The organism is Sorangium sp. So ce119, from assembly GCF_051524405.1.
Taxonomy (GTDB): Bacteria; Myxococcota_A; Polyangia; order Polyangiales; family Polyangiaceae; genus Sorangium; species Sorangium cellulosum_G.
Genome location: NZ_CP150310.1, coordinates 157997 through 175866 on the forward strand (window position 1 = coordinate 157997; position 17870 = coordinate 175866).

The window sequence follows — 17870 nt, forward strand, 5'->3', positions numbered from 1 at the left end:
AGGCGCCCGTCGCCCGCCGTCATCGACGTCCCCACGAGGGCGCCGCCGGCGCGGAGCGGAGCGTGGTATAAGCGCCGCAATGCGAATCTCCGCCATCCACATCTATCCCGTCAAGGGCTGCCGGGGCGTCGCGCTCGACGCGGCGTCCCTCGACGAGCTCGGCCTCGCCGGTGATCGGCGGTTCATGATCGCCGACCCCGACGGCAAGCCGCTCACGCAGCGCCCGCTGCCGCGCATGGCGCTCATCGAGACGCAGCTCTCCCCGAGCTCGCTCACGCTCCACACCGCCGGCCGCGCGCCGATCTCCGTGCCGCGCGCGGCGCAGGGCGCGCGGCTGCTCACCGTCGAGGTCTGGAACAGCACCGACCTCCAGGCCGAGGACTGCGGCGACGAGGCCGCCGCGTGGCTCAGCGAGACCCTGGAGCACCCGGCGCGGCTCGTGCGCATCGGCGAGGCGTTCCGCCGGCCCGTCCTCCGGCCCTCGGTGGCGCGACCGGAGGACGTCGTGACGTTCGCCGACGAGTTCCCGCTGCTCGTCATCTCCGAGGCCTCCCTCGCCGATCTGAACGCGCACCTCGAGGAGAGCGGCGCCGCGCCGGTGCCGATGGATCGCTTCCGGCCCAACCTCGTCGTGAGCGGGTGCGCCGCCTTCGACGAGGACCGGTGGGGACGCGTCCGCATCGGAGATGTCGTGCTCCGCGCCGGCGGCCCGTGCGCCCGCTGCGTGGTCACGACGACCGATCAGCTCACCGCGGAGCGCGGCCCGGAGCCGCTCCGCACGCTCGCCACCTACCGGCGCGACCCGGAGAAGCGCGGCGACCTCAACTTCGGTCAGAACTACATCCACGAGACGAAATCCGGCGCGCTGCGCGTCGGCGACGAGGTGACGCTGGCGTGATCGGGCGCTGACGGCGCCGGCGACGGCGACGGTGCGCGCGTGCGTGAGAGCGCGGCGCCCCCCGAGGATCGAGCCGGGGCGGGCGGCGGGCTCCTCCCCGGATCGACGCGGACGGCGGGGCATCCGTGGTAGAGGAGGAGCATGAGAAAGCATGCGCTTCGTTCCTGGATCGTCTCGCTCGCCGTCGTGACCGCGCTCTCGCTCGTTTCGCTCGGCAGCGCCCACGCCGGAGAGGCAGAGAAGAAGCTCGCGCGGGAGCTCACGCACCTCGTCATGCCGAAGGAGGTCTACAACGCGCTCCTCGATCAGCTCATGTCCAACATGGGCGCCTCGATGCAGCAGGCGGGCGCGAAGATCTCCGCGAGCGACGCCGGGAAGCTGAAGGCGGTCGTCGCCGAGGTGCTGCCGTACGACGAGCTCGTCCAGTGGAACGTCGAGATCTACGCGGGGAAGTTCACCGCCGATGAGCTGAAGGAGCTCATCAAGTTCTACAACACGCCGGTCGGAAAGAAGGCCGCGAAGCTGCTCCCCGAGATCAGCGGGGAGGTGGGGAAGAAGGTCGGGGCGGTCATCGTCCAGCGGATGCCCGCGGCGATGCGGAAGGCGGGGGTCCAGTAGCGCGCGTCTGACACGCCGCGCGAGGATGGCTGTCCGCGCTACTGCTTGTAGACCAGGAAGCCGGCGATGGCGTCGAGGAGCGCCCGCGGCTCGTCGGCGCGCACCGCGTGGCTGCTGCGCTCGAAGATGCGGAGATCGGCGCCGGGGATGAGGCGCGCGATCTCCTCCGAGAGATCGGGCGGGCAGATCCAGTCGTGCCGGCCGGCGATGACGAGGGTGGGCACCTTGATCTCGGGGAGGCGCGGCGTGAAGTCGAACGTGCGCATGAACCGCTCCAGGGCGACGTTCCACGCCTCGACGTTGTAGATGGTGCGCGCGCTCGACTCGGCCGCCTTCTGCGGATCGAAGGTGGTCGAGTAGAGCGGCCCCATGATCTCGAGGAACTCGGCGAACTGCGCGTCGCTCTCGAGCGCGCCGGCCCAGAGGCGCTCGCACGCCGCTCTCTGCCGCTCCGTGCCGCGCTCGGCGACGATCTGCTTCGCCCGGTCGATGAGGCGGTGGCTGGCCGCCGTGGCCACCAGGATGAGGTGAGAGATGTGCTGCTGGTATTCGAGCGCATAGGCCATGGCCACCATGCCTCCATAGGAGGTGCCCATGACGGCGATGCGATCGAGGCCGAGGTGCAGGCGCAGCGCCTCCATGTCCTCGACGTTGTTCTCGAGGGTATAGGTGTCCTTTGGCCCGCGCGCCGAGCGGCCCTGTCCGCGATGATCGAAATGGACGAGCTGCGCCCGGTCGGCGAGCGGCGTCATCCCGGCCTTGTGGGAGGAGTGGTCGGCGCCCGGGCCGCCGTGCACGACGAACATCACCGGCTTCTCGCGCATCTCGGGGCCATCGGGGACGAGGCCCATGCCGTCGATGTCGAAGTAGATCTCGGTGTCCCGGAGCTTCGCGCGCATCGCGCGAGGGTACTCGATCAGGGGAGCCGGGGGGCGAGGGGGGCGTCTCGAGGGAGCGCGCGGGTGCGCGCGGAGTAGCAGCGGAAGCGCAGCTTGCTGCCGGGGCAGCAGCGGCCGCCGGGGCGGGGGTGCGGGCTCGTCGCGGTCAGGCGACGCCGTGCTGGGCGAGCCAGTCGAGCTGGCGTCGCCACGCGTCGGCGGCGGCCTCGGGGCGGTAGCTCGGCCGGTAGTCGGCGTAGAAGGCGTGCGGGGCGTCCGGGTAGACGTGGATCGCCGAGCGCGCCGCGCCGGGCGCGGAGGCCGCGCGGAGGGCGTCCTGCAGCTCGGTGACGGTCGGCAGGGGGATGCCCTGGTCCTGGCCGGCGTAGAGGCCCAGGACGGGCACCTGGAGGGCGCTGGCGACGTCGATCGGGTGCTTCGGGTGCGTCTCGGTGCGATCGCCGGTGAGGCGGCCGTACCAGGCCACGGCGGCCTTCAGCGACGGGTTGTGCGCGGCGTACAGCCACGTGATGCGCCCGCCCCAGCAGAAGCCCAGCACGGCCGCCTTGTCGACGTCCGCCTTCCCGGAGGCGCCGGCGAAGGCCACGCTCGCGTCGAGATCGGAGAGCACCTGCTGGTCGGGCACCCGGCCCGCGAGGGCGCGGAACTCGTCGATGGTGCCGAGGCGGCTCGGGTCGCCCTGGCGGACGAACAGGTCCGGGGCGAGGGCGTAGTAGCCGCGCTTCGCGAGGCGGCGGACGACGTCGCGGATGTGCTCGTGGACGCCGAAGATTTCCTGGATCACGAGCACCAGGGGAAAGGGGCCGCCGGAGGCGGGGTGGGCGCGGTAGCCGGGGAGGTCGCCGGCCGGCGCGGGGACGGTGACGGCGCCGGCGATGAGGCCGGCGTCATCGGTGTGGATGGGCTTCGGAGCGTTGCTCTCGGCGATGGGGGGGGAGGCGGTCATGGCCGGCCGACGGGCAGGCTTCATGCCACGGGCGAGGCGACCGGCCTGGCGGCCGACCCGGGTTGAGGTGACCGACCCGGGTTGAGGTGGCCGACCCGGGTTGAGGCGGCCGACCCAGGTTGAGGCGGCCGACCCAGGTTGAGGCGGCCGACCCAGGTTGAGGCGGCCGACCCGGGTTGAGGCGGCCGACCCAGGTTGAGGTGACCGACCCAGGTTGAGGCGGCCGACCCAGGTTGAGCCGCCGCCTACCCCGCCGCGCGCGCGCCCTCTCCGGCGGCCGCCTGCGGCCGCGGCTGCGCCGCGCTGCCGGTGCGCTCGGCGAAGAACTCCCGCGTGCGCCGCCACGCGAGCTGCGCCGCCTCGGCGTGGTACACCGGCCGCGTCTCGTTGAAGAACCCGTGCCGCGTCCCCGGGTACACGAACCCGATCAGCTCCCGCCCCGCCGCCCGGAACGCCTCCTCCACCGCGGGCGCCCTCGGCGTGATCGCCGGATCGTCCTCCGCGTAGTGCACCTGCAGCGGAAAGCGCACGCTCTTCACCTGCTCCAGCGGCGGCGCCTGCCCGTAGAAGACCGCGCCCGCCGCGAACTCCACGCCCCCCACCGCGAGCTGCCCGACGAGCCCCCCGCCCAGCGAGAACCCGACGGCGGCGATCCCCCCCGGGCGCACGTCGGCCCGGTCGGTCAGGTGCGCCACCGCGGCCCTCGCGTCGGGCAGGTACGTCGACGTATCGCGGCCGCTGAACCACGCGAACACCTTCTTCAGCCGCTCCTGCTCCTCCGCCGGCAGCCGCGCGACCACCTCGTCGCGGTCCGTCGCGCGCAGCAGCCCCACGCCGCGGGCCACCTCCGCCTCGGTGAACGTCCGGTGGGCCGCGTCGTGCGAGTACAGGTTCGGCGCGAACGCCAGGTACCCCTCCTGCGCGAAGCGCCTGGCCAGCTCGATCGTGTGGGCGGTGAGCCCCAGCCCCTCGTGCAGGATCAGCACCGCCGCCGTCGGCGAGCGCCCGCCCGTCACGGGCCGGACCAGCACCGCCTCCACCGTCCCCCGGGGACCGAGGAACGACGCCCTCTCGACGCCCGCGCTCGCGGCCGTCACGCCTGCACCTCCGCCTCGGGCGCCTTGTCCTTGCGGGCGGCCTTCAGCTTGTTCGGGGGCCGCTTGCCGAACGGCTCGCCGGCCACGATCTCCGAGCGCACCCCGTCGACCCCCACCGGGATGTCCCCGGTCAGCGTCACGCGGTAGAGGACGCGCTCCACGTCGAGGTGCCCGAGGTCCTGCGGCCCGAGGTGCGCCGTCGCCCGGTTGTCCCAGAAGGCGACGCTGCCCGGCTCCCACCGGAACCGTACGGTGTACGTCGGTCGGCTGATCTGCTCGAAGAGCAGGTCGAGGATCGCGCTGCTCTCGCGCGGCGACAGCCCCACGATGTGGCTGGTGAAGCCGGGGCTGACGAACAGCGCGCGCTCGCCGGTCTCGGGGTGGACGCGCACCACGGGGTGGACCGAGATCAGCGGGTTCTCGCGCACCTTGCGCAGGTACGGGCTGTCCTGGTCCTGCGGGGCGAACCGCAGCCCGAAACGGTGCTCGGCGCGCAGCCCGTCGACGAGCGCGCGCACCGGCGCGGACAGCCCCTCGTAGGCCGCCACGAGGTTGGTCCAGGTGGTGTCGCCGCCGTAGGGCGGCAGGATGTGCGCCCGCAGGATCGACGCCGCCGGCGGGTTCACGGCCGCGGTGACGTCGGTATGCCAGCGGTTCTCGTAGCTGAACCGCCTGCCGTAGCGCCGATCGTAGCGGCGGCTGTCGATGGCGAGGATCTCCGGGTGCTCGTCGAACGGCTCGTCCTCGTGCGGGTGGGCGTACGTCACCTCGCCGAAGCGCGCCGCGAAGGCGATCTGCTCGGCGTGGCCGAGCGGCTGGTCCCTGAAGAAGACGACCTTCCACTTCAGCAGCGCCGCGCGGATGGCCGCCACGGACTCGTCGGGCAGCGGCCTCGAGATGTCGGCGCCGTGGATCTCGGCGCCGATGTGCCCTGCGAGCGGCTTCACCTGGACGGATTGATCGGATGGTCTCTGGCTCATGGGTCTCCTCCGCGCCGTTCCCCCCGCCACGGCTGTGGCGATCAGCGGCAGCCCGGCTATGCGGATGTCGTGCCAGGGAGGGAGCCGCGGCGCGCGCGGGGGCGGTTGGGAGGTGCGCGGCCTGCGGAGGCTCCTTGTGCAGGGGGACCGAGGTAGCCGGGCAGCGCGCGATGTCGTGCCTTGTTTATGTCCCCTGCTTCGGCGACAGGCTCCGGATGCGAACGCGGCCATCGCCGGATAGCACCGTGAAGGCCCCCTCGAGCTCCGCGCCGCATTCACGGAAGAGCGCCGATACCATCTCGGCTCGCTTTGAGTAAGGAACGCCCGCGAGCCGCAAGAGGACGACTCCCCGGTGAGCGCATCCTTCCCTCACGACGAGCTCGCCGAAATCCTTGTCATCGGTCAGCACGATGGCGTTGTGCTCCGCAGCCAGTCGGAGGACCTCGCTGTCGGCGACCGTCGGGGCGATCTCCGCGACCTGCAGGACGGTGAGCCCGTCCGCGCGCAGGCGCTCCAGGATGGGCGCGGCGATGTTCTCGTCGGCCAGGATCAAGAGGCTGCCCGGAGCGTCCGGAGCCGTTCGAGGCGCACTGCATCGACGGCAAACGCGACGGCCGCCGAGAGGTCTTCGCGTGTCAGCTGGGGGTGGGCTGCGAGGAGGTCATCGAAGGTCATGCCGCCCGCCAGCTCTTCGAGGACATGCTCCACGGTGATGCGCGTACCGCGGATGACAGGCTTGCCCAGCATCACTTCGGGGTCGCTCGTGATCCGATCCATCTCGTGCATGCCGTCCTTTCTCGACCGAGCCTAGCACCAGCGGACGAGCCGGGGGGAGGAGACGCCGGGCGAGGCGGCGGTGTCGCCGCACCGCCCGGAGGTCGGGCTCGCGCGCCCGCTGCGCGAGGCGTACGCCGCGCGCTGTGCCATACTGCGTGCCCATGGTGGCCCCTGCCCATCGCATCCATCACACGTACGCCGAGTACCTGGCCCTGGAGGCGTCCAGCAACGTCAAGCACGAGTACCTCGACGGTCAGATCTACGCGATGGCGGGAGGCACGCCCGAGCACGCCGCGCTCGCCGCGGCGGTGATCGGCCTCCTCTTTCCCGAGCTCCGCAGAGGTCGCTGCCGGGCTTACGATTCCGACCTTCGCGTGCGCGTGCCCTCGACCGGACTCGCCACCTACCCCGACGTCACGGTCGTGTGTGGGCCGATCGAGCGCGACGCCCAGGACGAGCAAGCCGTGACGAACCCGACGCTCATCGTCGAGGTGCTCAGCCGCAGCACCGAGGAGTACGACAGGGGCGACAAGTTCGAGCACTACAAGAGCCTCGCCTCGTTGCGCCAGTACGTGCTCGTGTCGCACCGGGAGCGCAGCGTGGAGGTCTGGACGCGCGACGCCGACGGCTGCTTCACATCCACCGTTGAGCGCGAGGGCGACGTCGCGCTCCTCGCGTCCATCGGCGCCCGGCTCGACGTCCGCGAGCTCTACGAGGCAGCGGCCGAGCCGGGGGACTGAGAGCGGCGCTGTCGACGGAACCCCGTGCCCGACCAGCGCTCGAGGGCGCGTATCCCAACGCGGCCGCGCCATGCTCCCACCGCCGGCATCTGCTCCGGCGACTCGATGGAGGGCCATCTCGGCTCCCGCTCACTCGTCGAACTCCTCGCGGATCCACGCGCCGAGCACGGGGACGCGGAGACCGTCCTCCGCGGTGAGGAGGCAGCGGCGGCGCAGCCACCGACGCGTGCGGCTGTCGAGCTCCGGAGTCCTGCCGTGGGCGGCTTTGCGGGCGCGGCCTCTGCACAGGCGCTCGATCGAGACAGCGGCGTCGAAGCGGTGCCTCACGACCCTGGGGCGCGCATACGGTGCGGGCCCGCGCGGTGCGTGTCCGTGCTCCGCAGCTCGCGTTGCCGCGCGAGTTCGCGCTGGAGCGCGCCGGCGAGGCTCCGGCTCTCGGCGAGGCGCCTTGCCCAGACCCGCTTCAGCCGTATCCACAGGGTGCGGCGGATGCCGAGCGAATCGAGCGCGGCGGCGAGGTGTCCGTGCTCGCCTGCCACGGTGAGCCGCGCATAGTCGGCGAGCTCGAACGGCCGGCGGTGCACCTCCCATTCCTTGACGTACGCGGCGTCGTAGGCGTCGCGGATAGCGTGCCCGCCGCGCCTGTCCTCGTCGTCCATCGCGGCGGTCCAGCGCCGCTCGATCTCGGCGAACCGCGCCTCGGTGAGCCCGTGCGCGCCCAGCACGTCGGCCCGGGAAGCGCGCCGCTCGGAGAGCTGCGCGGCAATGGTCGCGAAGTGTTCCACGCCGATGTCCGCCGTGTCCGCCGGCGGGGCCGGCGGCGCCTTCGCCTCAGAGGCGCCCAGGGGCGACGAGAGGGGCGCCGGCGGCGCGCTCGAGACGGGCGGCGCGCTCGGCGCGAGGCGCGCGGGCGCTGCGACCGGCGCGGGCGGCGCGCTCGACACGGGCGGCGCGCTCGACGCGGGCGACACGCTCGAGACGGGCGGCGCCCTCCCGGCCGACGATAGCGCGCCGAGAATGGGGGCAGATCTTGCCGGGTGTCGCTCCGCAATGGCCCTGTGGGCCGCAGGAAATGGCAGCACCGCGGACGCAGACGCGCGCGCGTCGTCGTCCGGGGACAATGCGAACGTGGAGAACGGCAGTGCCGTGGAGGGCGCCGTCGCGGGGGGCGGTGTTGCCGTGTCGAGCAGCGCCGCCGCGGCGGCCGGCATGGCCGTGTCGAACAGCGTCGCCGCGACGGGCGTTGCGGCGTCGAGCGGCGCCGCCGCGACGGGCGCCAGCCCCGCGCTCGCCGCCGCGCACGACCCGGAAGCGCGCTCGAACGGCAGCGCGTGTCTCACGCTCGCCGCTGCGTCCTCGTCCGGTCCGAGCGCCACCGTGGCCGCATGCGGCGCTGGCGCCACCTTGAACGGGATCACCGTGCGGCACGTGGCCGCCTCCGCCTCCTCGGGCTGCAGGAAGGCCGTCTCGGTGGGGCGCCGCCCGCTCGCGGGCTCTTCTTCCGCGATGACGATGGTGCCGGCCCGCCCGCGCTGCGACGACACCGGCGCCCTCGCCTCGGCGCGCGTCGCGCGCTGCGGCGGCGCCCACGCGATGGGGGTGCCCGCGAGCTCGACGCCCGCCACGATGCGCACCGCCGCGAGCGCGCCCGCGTGCGGGAGCGGGAAGCTCCGCCGCCAGACGACCGTGCACCGCTGTTCCTCCCCGTCGATGTGCAGCGTGTCGGCGACGAGATCGAGGCGCGTCCCCTCCGCCACGCCGAGGCCCCCGAGGCCGTGAATCCGCGCCGCGCCGCGCGCGCCGGGCAGGCGCATGGCGAGCCGCGGCAAGCTCGGGTGGAGCCCCTCGAGCAGGATCCACTCGTCGCCGCGCAGGTGATCGATCTGCTGTCCCTCGGGCGCCGCCTGGAAATAGCCCCAGTCGAAGCCGTCGGGGATATCGACGATCGGCGCCTCCAGCGCCTTTCGCGGCGTCGCGCCCAGCCGCCGCCTGCGCGCCGGCAGCGCGCGCGCGATCGGGCCGAGCCCCGCCGGGCGGCTCGGATCTCTCGGATCGATGATGTTCGCCGCGGCGGGGTCAGGGCCCCTCCCGAACGGGTTCTCCTGCCCGTCCGCGCCGCTCGCGGCGCGGTCGCAGGTCAACGGCATCCGCTCGAAGCCGTCGCGGTCGCGGACGAGGAGCTGCCTGTCCAGGAGGATACGGCGGCTGTCGGCGACCGCGAGCCGCACGTGCATCGATTGCGCCCTCGTCCCGCGCGGCGCATACGCGTGCCCCGTGAACATGACATCGGCGCGACCGAGGTAAGGCGCGAGGTCGCTCGCGAAGCGGATGCCCCGGATCGGGTTGTTGCCGTGGTGCACCTCCCCGCGAAAGATGGGCTGCGGCTCGACGACCGGCATCTCCGAATCCGGAGCGAAGGCGAAGGTCGCCTTGACGATCGCGGTGAGGTGAAGTTGTCCCTGGGCCGTGCGCCACGCCATGGCGGCCGCGGTCGTCCCGGGGAGCGCCGTCACGGCGTCGCTGGATAGAGCGGGCTCATGCATCCTGTTCCGCTCGATATCATGGGGAGCACGCCGCAGCCCGTTACGGCTCAGCGACACCAGTTACGGCTTCGCGACAATGGCGTCGCGACAATGGCGTCGCGACAATGGCTTCGCGACAGTGGAGTCACGGACGCCTGCCCCGCGCGAGCATTGGAGAGCCGGCCCCCTCGAGCTCTTTTCTCTCCTGGCGTCCTGGCGGCTCGATCCTCTCCTCGTGTCCGTCCCTTGCCAGCGCGCGGCGAGGGCTACGCCGCCAGCGCCTCGGTCAGCTCCCAGAGCCGCTCCTGCGCGGCCTCGTCGAGCGCCGCCGTCGCCGCCGGCCTGGTGCGGCTCTCCTCGAAGTACTCCCCGGTCACCCCCTCCAGCTCCGGCGCCGTCGCGACGTGCAGCGAGCACGCTGCGCCCTGCTCGGGCGTGAGCAGGAACAGCTGGAAGAGCTTCACCAGCATCCTCGGAAAATCGCGCGTGAGCTCCGTCGCGACCACGCCTGGGTGGACGGCGTTGACCGTGACGCCGGTGCCCTGGAGCCTCCACGTCCTTGTTGCCGGTGGTGCGCGCGATGTCCTCGCGCGCGGCCTCGCCCTTCCCCGTGTCGCGGCACGCCAGCACCACCGTCGCGCCGCGCTGCGCCAGCCCGCGCGCCGTCTCCTTGCCGATGCCCGTGTTGCCGCCGGTGACGATGCAGACCTTCCCGTTCATGTCGTCTTCGCCGTCACGATCCACACGGCGCCGCCCATGCGCACGCCCTCGGGGCCGTCGAACGGCGCGATCGCCTCGCGCAGGTCGGCGCGCACGCGCTCGACGAGCTCCGGCCCGGCCTGCGCCTCGCGCAGCGCGGCGGAGGCCGGGCCCATCTGCAGGAGGAAATCGACGGTCTCGTCGAGCGATCTCCCGCCTGCCACCGACAGCTCCCGGTCGACGGGCTCGTGCTCGACGCGGGCGAACCCCGCGCGCGAGAGGATGTCCCCCACGCGCGCGGCGTCGGCGAACGCGAACGGGCCGGGCGCGTGCGGGTCGGGCTGAGGCGTCGAGAGGTGCCTCGCCGCCGTCATGGCCGGCACGAGCAACCAGGGGTTCTCCTGGATCGATCGCCAGCAGACGAACGCGAGCCGCGCTCCGCTCCGCAGCGCCCCCCGGAGGTTCGCGAAGGCCGCCTCGGGCTCGGCGAAGAACATGACGCCGAAGCGCGAGTAGAGGACGTCGAACGGCCCGGGCAGCGCCGTGGTCTGCGCGTCCGCGTTCTCGAAGGCGACGTTCGCGGCGCCCGCGGCCTGCGCCGCCGCGCGCGCCCGCTCCAGCATGGGCGCCGAGATGTCGACGCCCACCACGGAGCCGCCCGGCCCCACGCGCCGGCCGAGCTCCAGCGTGGTCTCGCCGAGCCCGCAGCCGACGTCGAGGACGCGCTCGCCCGCGGCGATCCCGGCGCGATCCATGGCGAGGGCGCCCAGCGGCCGGATCTGCGCCGAGATGATGTCGTGGAGCGCCACCCACTTCGGTCCGCCGACCTCGTTCCAGTACTGGATCTGGTCGGCGTTCGGCCCAGCAACTTCGATCATCGCCATCGAGCTCTCCTGTCTCTGCGAGGTTACACGTCCAGCTTCCAGCTCGCACTGGCTCGAACCGGGGGCCTGCGCCCGTACAGCACGACGAGGCAGGCTACTTCGTATTTTTTCGAAGGATCCGCTTGCGCTCATGCTTCGACATTGTTAGAAGTAGAGCGTGCCATCGAAGCTCGACCGCCACGCCGAACAGCTCGCCGCGCTGGGTCACCCCGTGCGGCTGGCTGTCCTGCGCTTCGTGGTGCAGGCCGGCGCCGAGGGCGCTCCGGCCGGCGACATCCAGGCGCACGTCGGGCTGCCGGCCTCGACGCTGAGCCATCACCTGAAGCGGCTCGTCGATGCGGGCATCCTGAGGACGCGCGGGGAAGGGACGTTTCACTACTACAGCGCTGCCTACGACGAGCTTCGCGCCCTCACCGAGTATCTGTGGGAGGACTGCTGCAAGCGCGGCAAGACGTGCTGTTGAATTTTTTTTCTTCACTACTTCGATGTTTATGGAAGAAAGGTGCACGATGAACATCCTCAAGCCCCATATCTCTCTCAATGTCTCGAACATCGACGCCTCGGTCGCGTTCTATGAAAAGGCCTTCGGCGTGGGCGCCACCAAGCGTCGTCCCGGCTACGCGAAGTTCGACCTCGCGCTGCCGTCGTTGAACCTCACGATGCAGGAGGCGCCGCGCACGGGGGTCAACGCGAGCCACTTCGGTGTCCAGGTGGCGAGCACGGAAGACGTGATCGAGGCCAGGCGGCGCTTCGAGGCCGCGGGGCTCAAGACCTTCACGGAGGAGGACACGGCCTGCTGCTATGCGGTGCAGGACAAGGTCTGGGTCGAGGATCCGGACGGCAACTCGTGGGAGGTGTTCGTCGTCAAGGGCGACGCGGCCGTGATGGGGAGCCAGCCCGCGATGCCCTCGAAGAACGATGCCGCAAAGAACGATGCTGCGTGCTGTGCGCCTTCGTGCTGCGTCCCGTCCAAGCTCTCCGATGACGCTCCGCGCTGATCTCCCCCGCAGGGCCGTCGCCGAGGCGCTCGGGACGGCCCTGTTGCTCTCGACGGTGGTCGGGTCGGGGATCATGGCCGAGCGCCTCGCCGGCGGGAACGTGGCGATCGCCCTGCTCGCGAACACGATCGCGACGGGGGCCGCCCTGGTGGCGCTCATCCTGACGTTCGGGCCGATCTCCGGCGCGCACTTCAACCCCGCCGTGACCCTCGCCGACGCGAGCCAGGGCGGGCTCGCCTGGCGCGAGGTGCCCGCGTACATCCTGGCCCAGATCGCCGGCGCCTTTGCGGGGGTCGCCGTGGCTCACGTCATGTTCGGCGAGGTCCTCTTCTCGGCGTCGCAACATGAGCGCTCCGGGCTCGCGCAGATGGCGAGCGAGTTCGTCGCGACATTCGGCTTGCTCGCCGTCATCTGGGGCGGCGTCCGGAGGCGGGCCGAATCGGTCCCTTTCGCGGTAGGGGCGTACATCACGGCCGCTTACTGGTTCACCTCGTCCACGTCGTTCGCCAACCCGGCCGTGACGCTCGCCAGGGCCGCGAGCGACACGTTCGCCGGCATCCGCCCGGCGGACGCGCCGGGGTTCATCATCGCACAGCTCGCAGGGGCAGCGGCGGCAACGCTGGTGTTCCGCTGGCTCGTCCCCGCCCTGCCCAAGGTCGCCGATCGCGTCGTCGATCGCGTGCTTCCGGAGGATGTTCCATGAAGACCGTGCTCTTTGCCTGCGTCCACAACGCGGGCCGCTCCCAGATGGCGGCAGCGTGGTTCAACGCCCTCTCCGACCCTTCCAGGGCGCGCGCCATCTCGGCCGGCACCGAGCCCGGCCCGCGCGTCCACCCCGAAGTGCTCGCCGCGATGACGGAGGAGGGGATCGACCTCTCTGCCGTGAAGCCCCAGCGGCTCACCGACGCGCTGGCGAGCCAGGCGACGTTGCTCGTCACCATGGGATGCGGGGAGGTATGCCCCGTGGTTCCAGGGCTCCGCCGCGAAGACTGGCCCCTCGAGGATCCCAAGGGCAAGCCGGTGGGGCGCGTGCGCGAGATCCGCGACGAGGTCCGCGCGCGCGTGGCCGAGCTCGTCGCGCGCGAGGGCTGGGCTGCTCCTCGCACGGACGAGCAGGGCCGCAGCGGAGCGCGGTGATCATGGATGCGCTGGCAGGGCCGTGCTCTCCAGCGAGCCAATGCTTCCGCCGGAGCCGACTGCCGCTCTCCCGCCATGCATCCTCGGCGATGGAGGTTGGCGACGGCGCGCCTGTGGACACGACGGACACGTCGCGCGGCGGTCGCTCGAGGGCGAGCCGCGCCGGGGCGATCCTCTGTCGAGCGCCGCGCTCGCTCCGCCTGCGCTAGATTGCGGTCATGCGAAGGTGCGTCCTGTCTTCACGATTCCCCGTCTTCCTGCTCGCCGCGACCGCGGCGCTCCCTGCCTGCAACGCGATCTTCGGCATCGAGCCGGGCACGCGCGCCGCCGCGGGCAGCGGCGGCTCGATGGGCGAGGCCGGCGCCAGCGGGACGACCAGCGGAGGCGGCGGCGCGCCGGCGTCCTCGACCGGCGGGGGAGGGGACGCAGGCGCCGGGGCCGGCGACGGCTTCGAGTACCCCGGCGAGGTGCGCTGGGCATTCACGCCCGAGAGCGCCGGCGGCGTCGCCTACGGGGTGGCGTACGGCGCCGATGGAGACAAGGTCTTCGTCGGCGGGTTCGACGGCTACGGTGACGACGGCGGCGATTTCGGAGACGGCCCGATCCCCACCGGCGGCGGTCACGACGCGTTCGTCGTGAAGTACGGCCCGCGCGGCGAGATCCGCTGGGCACGGGCGCTCTCGGGCCCGGGCGATCAGCGGGCCCACGGCGTCGCCGTCGACGCGACGGGACATGTCCTCGTCACCGGGCACCTCGCGGGCTCGGCGAGCTTCCCCGGCGGGCCGGAGCTCACGGCGACGGAGGGCTCGGGCGATCCGGCGGCCATGAACGACATCTTCGTGACGAAGCTCACGCCGGACGGCGAGCACGCCTGGAGCCTGCGGTTCGGAGACGGGAAGTCCCAGTGGGGCGTGCGCGTGGCCGCGGACAGCGAGGGGAACGTCATCGTGGCCGGCGTCGGGTCCGGCGAGGCGCCGCTCGACGGCACGTTCAAGGGGTACACGAACGCCGACGGCAAGGGGGTCTTCGTCGCCAAGCTGACGCCCGACGGCGCGCCCCTGTGGAGCTGGAAGTTCCCTGTCGATTTCTCGTGCCAGCCGCCGTGGTCGATCTTCCCCGGGACATTGCAGTGCAGCGCGGTCGGGCTCGCTGTCGACGCGTCCGACAACATCGTCCTTGCCGCCAACACGATGTCCGATCCTGGCATCGGAAAGAACGGCGGGACACTTTACGAGGAATCCCTCGGCGGGATCGACATCGTGGTGTGGAAGCTCGACCCGGCGGGCGCCCCGCTCTGGGGCCGGATCCTCGGTGGAGACGACGAGGCGCAGAACGGCGATCAGTGGGCGAGCGCGGTCGCCGTGAACCCCGCCGGGGAGATCCTCCTCGCCGGCGGGTTCACGACGAGCGTCAGGTTCGGGGACGGGGCCGGCGACCACGTGGTGACCGGCCACGAGGACGCGGACATCTTCGTGGCCAAGCTCTCGCCCGGCGGAGAGGCGATCTGGGAGAGGGCCTTCGGCGATCTCGGAGGCGAGGAGGCGATGGGGATCGCCGTCGACGACCTCTCCAACGTCGGGGTGATCGGGGCCATCACGAGCGCGCCGGGGGCGGAGGGCGTCGACTTCGGAGATGGGGAGAGGCTCGCCCCGGCGGTCCCCGACGCCTCGACCAACTCCGATGTCTTCGTCGCCAAGCTCGATGATCGGGGGGGCCTCCGGTGGGCTCACCGGCTCGGCGACGAGCACGAGCAGATGGGGGTGTCCATCGCGCTCGATCGGTCGGCCCCGGACCAGCCCGGCAACGCCGCTGTCTGCGGGTGGTATTTCACCAGCCTCAAGTTCGGGGCTGGTCCACAGGATCTGTTCAACCCGGGTTACGGGCCCTTCATGGCGGAATACGGGCCGTGAGGCGCGCCGCCGGGCGAGGCGCGCCGCCGGCCGTCAGAAGACGAAGCCGCGCCACGCGGCGGCGAGCAGCGGGGCGGCGGTGAGCAGCGCGGCGGCGAGCGCGAGGGCGTCGATGCGCACGAGCTCGCCCCGCGCCTCCACCAGCAGATCGTCCCGCTCGCCGGCGAGGATCTCGACAGCGCCCGGCTGCCCCGCGTCGCGGTACGTGACGGCGCGATCCACCGCCCCGGAGAGGACCAGCACCCGTCCGGTGGGGCCGTCGCGGTCGAGCGCGAGGCGCTGGGCCGGGAGCGGCTCATCGAACGTGACCCAGCCGCCCTCGTCGCGCGTGCCGGCAGCGGCGCTGGCGAGCCGCGCGAGGCGCTCCCGCGCGCGCCGGCGGCGTTGCACGACGAAGCCCGCGAAGAGCACGCCCGCGGCGGCGACCACGGACCAGCTCAGCGGAGGACCGACGACGCCGAGGAGGTCCTCGGGGTAGAGATCCGTGGGCTCGAAGTGCGGACCACGGAAGGCGAGCGGCTGGGAATCTGAAGCGTCGTTGAGCGGCTCGATCAGGACCAGATCGCCGGCGCCGGTCCGCCGGACAGCGACCGACGCCTTCGGGGGGATGGTCGCCGCGAAGCGAGACATTCCCGAGTCATGCGGGAGCGCGGCGGGGGCGGCGATCGAGACGATGCACTCGGCGTCACAGGTGCGAGTGACCACGAACTCCGCGACGGCGTGCTCGTAGACGGGAATCTTGCGGGGGATACTGGGGTAACCGCTGCCCACGAACCTCGACGGCTCGCCCAGCGCGGGTGGAAGGACGGCGGCGACGGGGAGCGAAGCCGCATAGCGCTCGAGGCTGGACCGCTGGATCAGGCGGAGCCCGGCGCCGGCGGCGAGGGACGCCGCCAGCGCGAGGGCCGCGAGGCTCGCCGCGCGGAGCGCCGGCGGCAGCCAGGCGCGCTCGCGCCGGAGGAGGAGGCTGGTCAGCAGGGATCCGAGGCGGCCGACCAGCGCACCGACGGGCGGGGCCGCCACGGCGGCGGCGATCACCGCGAGCATGTCGAAGACCGAAAAGGGGTTCGCCACGGAGATGCGCTGGTCCAGCAAGAGCCAGGCGTGGGCGACGAGCGCGGGCGCGAGGAGCGTGAGGCCGAGCGCCGTCGCCGTGCAGCCGTGGGGCCGGCGGTCGCGCCATGCGAGGACGAGGACGGCGAGCAGCGAGCCGACGGCGACGGGGTACAGGACGGGGAGGGCGAAGGTCGCGAGGAGGATGGCCCCGCCGAGCCAGGCGCCGATACGGCCGGCGCGCGCGGGAGCGACGAATGGAGGGGGCATGAGGTGCAAACAGATCGGCGCGAGGGCGCGACGGCAAGCCGAAAACGCTGTTCAGCAGGGGCTCCACGCCCCCAAAGCCATCTCCCGAGCGGCGACGTCGCGCCGCCCGGTCCGCGCCCTCCCGGGCGGCGATGTCGCCCGGCGCGGTCTGCCGCCCCCGCGCGGGCGCGTCGCCCCGCCCGGCGCGCGCCGCTCAGCTCAGCGCGATCATCGCCGCCGTCGCCGCGTAATCGACGCGCGGCGCGCGGTACGGATAGGTCGGCGGGAAGCGCTCGAGCGCCGCGCGGAGGCGCCGGGCCGACGCGCTGTCGAGCGGGTCGAAGCGCAGGCCGACGGCGCGTCCCGGGTCGCCCTCGCGCCGGCCGTGGACCGTGCGCGCGATCGTCGCCGTCGCGTCGAGCCAGATGTCCGTGTCCGGCAGCCGGAACGAGACGATCACCGGCTCGCCCGTGAGCGCGCGGGCGCTCGTCAGCACGAGCATCCCGTCGATGGACAGGTCGATCGCCCGGGTCCCGAGCAGCCGGAAGCCCCGCTCCCGCACGGCCTGGCACTCCACGATCGCGGCGCGGCGCGTGACGCGGCGCTCGCTGGCGAGCAGCATCTCCATGGTGTTTCTCCTCGGCGCGGTACGCTACGGAGTACCGCTACAGGGGGGCAAGAAACCTACATCGGCGCCCGTTTCGCGACGCGAGCAACGTCAGGCCGCCGTCGAGTCTGCCGCTCGCCCGGATTCACCGCCTGAATCCCACAGCTCGCCAGTGCCCGCAGGTCCTGCCGAATCCGTACACGATTGCACACGTGTGCGCTCAGGATGCCAGGCAGTGCCCGCAGGTCCTGCTGAATCCGCGCACGATTGCACACGTGTGCGCTCAGGGTGCCAGGATCACCGCCCTGGACCGGCCTGCCTACGTTGCCTGCCGGAAAGGGGTGCAGTCCTTCCCGACGGCCGATGGCGGCGCGCGCCCTCCTGGAGCTGCTATGGCTCGCGCACCCGGGAGCGTACCGGGCTCATCATCGTGGGTGGGGGCGAGCAGGTGAGCGAGATCGCGCGGAGGGCCAGACGCCGGTCGGAGACGGCCTGCTCATGGCATTTTGCTGCCACTCTACACCGCTGGTGCGGTGTGGCTCGACCCACGGCGCGGGCTCGAAACATCGCCCTTGCAAGGGGGCGAGAAGCCTCGCGAAACGATGAATGTAGCACCAGCGGCCCGGGAATGCGAGACGACGGGACATCGCCATCGCGGCGTTGCCTCTCGCCTCGCGCCTCGCGTCTCGCGTCTCGCGTCTCGCGTGTCATCCACGGTGCCCGCCCGAGTGCCGCGTAGTGGCCTGCCGCCCGTCGGTACATTCTTTGGTGGACATCCGTCTCGGCGCAGCGCCGGAGCGCCGAGGATGCCTTCGCGATCGCCGCGTCGGCGCGGATCAAGCATGTGCCGGGGAGG

20 protein-coding genes and 1 pseudogene are annotated in these 17870 nt (G+C 72.4%); 8 read left to right on the forward strand and 13 right to left on the reverse strand.

Features of this window, described 5'->3' with window-relative positions:
- Positions 1 to 79: 79 nt before the first annotated feature.
- Together WME76_RS00635 and WME76_RS00640 are read left to right on the forward strand one after the other, a co-directional pair.
- Entirely contained in the window at positions 80 to 898 is an 819-nt protein-coding gene (locus tag WME76_RS00635) for an MOSC domain-containing protein (RefSeq protein WP_437958289.1), read from the forward strand.
- Positions 899 to 1039: 141 nt separating this feature from the next.
- Positions 1040 to 1516, forward strand: coding sequence for a DUF2059 domain-containing protein (locus tag WME76_RS00640; RefSeq protein ID WP_437958290.1), 477 nt, complete (start codon positions 1040 to 1042; stop codon positions 1514 to 1516).
- A 38-nt stretch (positions 1517 to 1554) separates the two neighbouring features.
- Here WME76_RS00640 and WME76_RS00645 read toward each other — a convergent pair whose 3' ends face one another.
- The 6 genes from WME76_RS00645 to WME76_RS00670 all read right to left on the reverse strand — a co-directional run bounded on the left by WME76_RS00645 (position 1555) and on the right by WME76_RS00670 (position 6224).
- A complete protein-coding gene (locus WME76_RS00645; protein WP_437958291.1) occupies positions 1555 to 2415 on the reverse strand; it encodes an alpha/beta fold hydrolase in 861 nt (286 codons plus the stop codon).
- Positions 2416 to 2560: 145 nt separating this feature from the next.
- Positions 2561 to 3361, reverse strand: coding sequence for a dienelactone hydrolase family protein (locus tag WME76_RS00650; protein ID WP_437958292.1), 801 nt, complete (start codon positions 3359 to 3361; stop codon positions 2561 to 2563).
- Between the two features lie 245 nt (positions 3362 to 3606).
- A complete protein-coding gene (locus WME76_RS00655) occupies positions 3607 to 4458 on the reverse strand; it encodes a dienelactone hydrolase family protein (RefSeq protein ID WP_437958293.1) in 852 nt (283 codons plus the stop codon).
- Positions 4455 to 5438 carry a TauD/TfdA dioxygenase family protein gene (locus tag WME76_RS00660; RefSeq protein WP_437958294.1) on the reverse strand — a complete coding sequence of 328 codons (984 nt, stop codon included), beginning with the start codon at positions 5436 to 5438 and terminating at the stop codon, positions 4455 to 4457. The genes WME76_RS00655 and WME76_RS00660 overlap by 4 nt, the downstream gene beginning before the upstream one ends.
- A gap of 184 nt (positions 5439 to 5622) precedes the next feature.
- Positions 5623 to 5991 carry a DUF5615 family PIN-like protein gene (locus tag WME76_RS00665; protein WP_437958295.1) on the reverse strand — a complete coding sequence of 123 codons (369 nt, stop codon included), beginning with the start codon at positions 5989 to 5991 and terminating at the stop codon, positions 5623 to 5625.
- Complete coding sequence (locus WME76_RS00670) at positions 5988 to 6224, reverse strand: DUF433 domain-containing protein (RefSeq protein WP_061615335.1); 237 nt, start codon at positions 6222 to 6224, stop codon at positions 5988 to 5990. Before WME76_RS00670 ends, WME76_RS00665 begins: the two co-directional genes overlap by 4 nt.
- 152 nt (positions 6225 to 6376) lie before the next feature.
- Between WME76_RS00670 and WME76_RS00675 the strand changes: the two genes are divergently transcribed.
- Positions 6377 to 6955, forward strand: coding sequence for a Uma2 family endonuclease (locus tag WME76_RS00675; protein WP_437958296.1), 579 nt, complete (start codon positions 6377 to 6379; stop codon positions 6953 to 6955).
- A gap of 129 nt (positions 6956 to 7084) precedes the next feature.
- Here WME76_RS00675 and WME76_RS00680 read toward each other — a convergent pair whose 3' ends face one another.
- The 5 genes and pseudogenes from WME76_RS00680 to WME76_RS00700 form a co-directional block, all read right to left on the reverse strand.
- On the reverse strand, positions 7085 to 7282 hold the full coding sequence (locus tag WME76_RS00680) for a hypothetical protein (protein WP_437958297.1): 198 nt from the start codon (positions 7280 to 7282) through the stop codon (positions 7085 to 7087).
- The gene (locus tag WME76_RS00685; RefSeq protein ID WP_437958298.1) at positions 7279 to 9498 is read right to left on the reverse strand and encodes a DUF2169 domain-containing protein; all 2220 of its coding nucleotides are present in this window, start codon (positions 9496 to 9498) and stop codon (positions 7279 to 7281) included. The genes WME76_RS00680 and WME76_RS00685 overlap by 4 nt, the downstream gene beginning before the upstream one ends.
- Positions 9499 to 9743: 245 nt before the next feature.
- Positions 9744 to 9941: a hypothetical protein gene (locus WME76_RS00690; RefSeq protein ID WP_437962247.1), complete on the reverse strand. Its 198-nt coding sequence runs from the start codon at positions 9939 to 9941 to the stop codon at positions 9744 to 9746.
- A gap of 166 nt (positions 9942 to 10107) precedes the next feature.
- A pseudogene (locus WME76_RS00695) lies at positions 10108 to 10197 on the reverse strand (short-chain dehydrogenase); the annotation flags it as partial.
- Positions 10194 to 11054 carry a class I SAM-dependent methyltransferase gene (locus WME76_RS00700; RefSeq protein ID WP_437958299.1) on the reverse strand — a complete coding sequence of 287 codons (861 nt, stop codon included), beginning with the start codon at positions 11052 to 11054 and terminating at the stop codon, positions 10194 to 10196. The pseudogene WME76_RS00695 and the gene WME76_RS00700, both read right to left, overlap by 4 nt.
- A 163-nt stretch (positions 11055 to 11217) precedes the next feature.
- Here WME76_RS00700 and WME76_RS00705 point away from each other — a divergent pair, with 163 nt between their 5' ends.
- The 5 genes from WME76_RS00705 (at position 11218) to WME76_RS00725 (ending at position 15105) form a co-directional block, all read left to right on the forward strand.
- The gene (locus tag WME76_RS00705; RefSeq protein WP_437958300.1) at positions 11218 to 11523 is read left to right on the forward strand and encodes an ArsR/SmtB family transcription factor; all 306 of its coding nucleotides are present in this window, start codon (positions 11218 to 11220) and stop codon (positions 11521 to 11523) included.
- Positions 11524 to 11569: 46 nt separating this feature from the next.
- Positions 11570 to 12058 (forward strand): ArsI/CadI family heavy metal resistance metalloenzyme, encoded by a 489-nt coding sequence (locus tag WME76_RS00710; protein WP_437958301.1) that lies wholly within the window; start codon positions 11570 to 11572, stop codon positions 12056 to 12058.
- Positions 12042 to 12761 (forward strand): aquaporin, encoded by a 720-nt coding sequence (locus WME76_RS00715; RefSeq protein WP_437958302.1) that lies wholly within the window; start codon positions 12042 to 12044, stop codon positions 12759 to 12761. Before WME76_RS00710 ends, WME76_RS00715 begins: the two co-directional genes overlap by 17 nt.
- The gene (locus WME76_RS00720; RefSeq protein ID WP_437958303.1) at positions 12758 to 13195 is read left to right on the forward strand and encodes an arsenate reductase ArsC; all 438 of its coding nucleotides are present in this window, start codon (positions 12758 to 12760) and stop codon (positions 13193 to 13195) included. Before WME76_RS00715 ends, WME76_RS00720 begins: the two co-directional genes overlap by 4 nt.
- A gap of 218 nt (positions 13196 to 13413) precedes the next feature.
- Positions 13414 to 15105 (forward strand): hypothetical protein, encoded by a 1692-nt coding sequence (locus tag WME76_RS00725; protein ID WP_437958304.1) that lies wholly within the window; start codon positions 13414 to 13416, stop codon positions 15103 to 15105.
- Between the two features lie 33 nt (positions 15106 to 15138).
- On the opposite strand, the gene WME76_RS00730 is transcribed toward WME76_RS00725, so the two are convergent.
- Together WME76_RS00730 and WME76_RS00735 are read right to left on the reverse strand one after the other, a co-directional pair.
- Positions 15139 to 16428, reverse strand: coding sequence for a hypothetical protein (locus WME76_RS00730; RefSeq protein WP_437958305.1), 1290 nt, complete (start codon positions 16426 to 16428; stop codon positions 15139 to 15141).
- A gap of 193 nt (positions 16429 to 16621) precedes the next feature.
- The gene (locus WME76_RS00735; protein ID WP_437958306.1) at positions 16622 to 17035 is read right to left on the reverse strand and encodes a PilZ domain-containing protein; all 414 of its coding nucleotides are present in this window, start codon (positions 17033 to 17035) and stop codon (positions 16622 to 16624) included.
- Positions 17036 to 17870: the final 835 nt, after the last annotated feature.

Excerpts from the sequence above, each read along its gene's own strand:
- WME76_RS00635 (WP_437958289.1), top strand. The coding sequence starts at position 80 with ATGCGAATCTCCGCCATCCACATCTATCCCGTCAAGGGCTGCCGGGGC.
- WME76_RS00700 (WP_437958299.1), bottom strand. The coding sequence starts at position 11,054 with ATGATCGAAGTTGCTGGGCCGAACGCCGACCAGATCCAGTACTGGAAC.
- WME76_RS00715 (WP_437958302.1), top strand. The coding sequence starts at position 12,042 with ATGACGCTCCGCGCTGATCTCCCCCGCAGGGCCGTCGCCGAGGCGCTC.
- WME76_RS00720 (WP_437958303.1), top strand. The coding sequence starts at position 12,758 with ATGAAGACCGTGCTCTTTGCCTGCGTCCACAACGCGGGCCGCTCCCAG.
- WME76_RS00660 (WP_437958294.1), bottom strand. The coding sequence starts at position 5,438 with ATGAGCCAGAGACCATCCGATCAATCCGTCCAGGTGAAGCCGCTCGCA.
- WME76_RS00675 (WP_437958296.1), top strand. The coding sequence starts at position 6,377 with ATGGTGGCCCCTGCCCATCGCATCCATCACACGTACGCCGAGTACCTG.
- WME76_RS00685 (WP_437958298.1), bottom strand. The coding sequence starts at position 9,498 with ATGCATGAGCCCGCTCTATCCAGCGACGCCGTGACGGCGCTCCCCGGG.
- WME76_RS00640 (WP_437958290.1), top strand. The coding sequence starts at position 1,040 with ATGAGAAAGCATGCGCTTCGTTCCTGGATCGTCTCGCTCGCCGTCGTG.
- WME76_RS00670 (WP_061615335.1), bottom strand. The coding sequence starts at position 6,224 with ATGCACGAGATGGATCGGATCACGAGCGACCCCGAAGTGATGCTGGGC.
- WME76_RS00710 (WP_437958301.1), top strand. The coding sequence starts at position 11,570 with ATGAACATCCTCAAGCCCCATATCTCTCTCAATGTCTCGAACATCGAC.
- WME76_RS00725 (WP_437958304.1), top strand. The coding sequence starts at position 13,414 with ATGCGAAGGTGCGTCCTGTCTTCACGATTCCCCGTCTTCCTGCTCGCC.
- WME76_RS00645 (WP_437958291.1), bottom strand. The coding sequence starts at position 2,415 with ATGCGCGCGAAGCTCCGGGACACCGAGATCTACTTCGACATCGACGGC.
- WME76_RS00650 (WP_437958292.1), bottom strand. The coding sequence starts at position 3,361 with ATGACCGCCTCCCCCCCCATCGCCGAGAGCAACGCTCCGAAGCCCATC.
- WME76_RS00730 (WP_437958305.1), bottom strand. The coding sequence starts at position 16,428 with ATGCCCCCTCCATTCGTCGCTCCCGCGCGCGCCGGCCGTATCGGCGCC.
- WME76_RS00735 (WP_437958306.1), bottom strand. The coding sequence starts at position 17,035 with ATGGAGATGCTGCTCGCCAGCGAGCGCCGCGTCACGCGCCGCGCCGCG.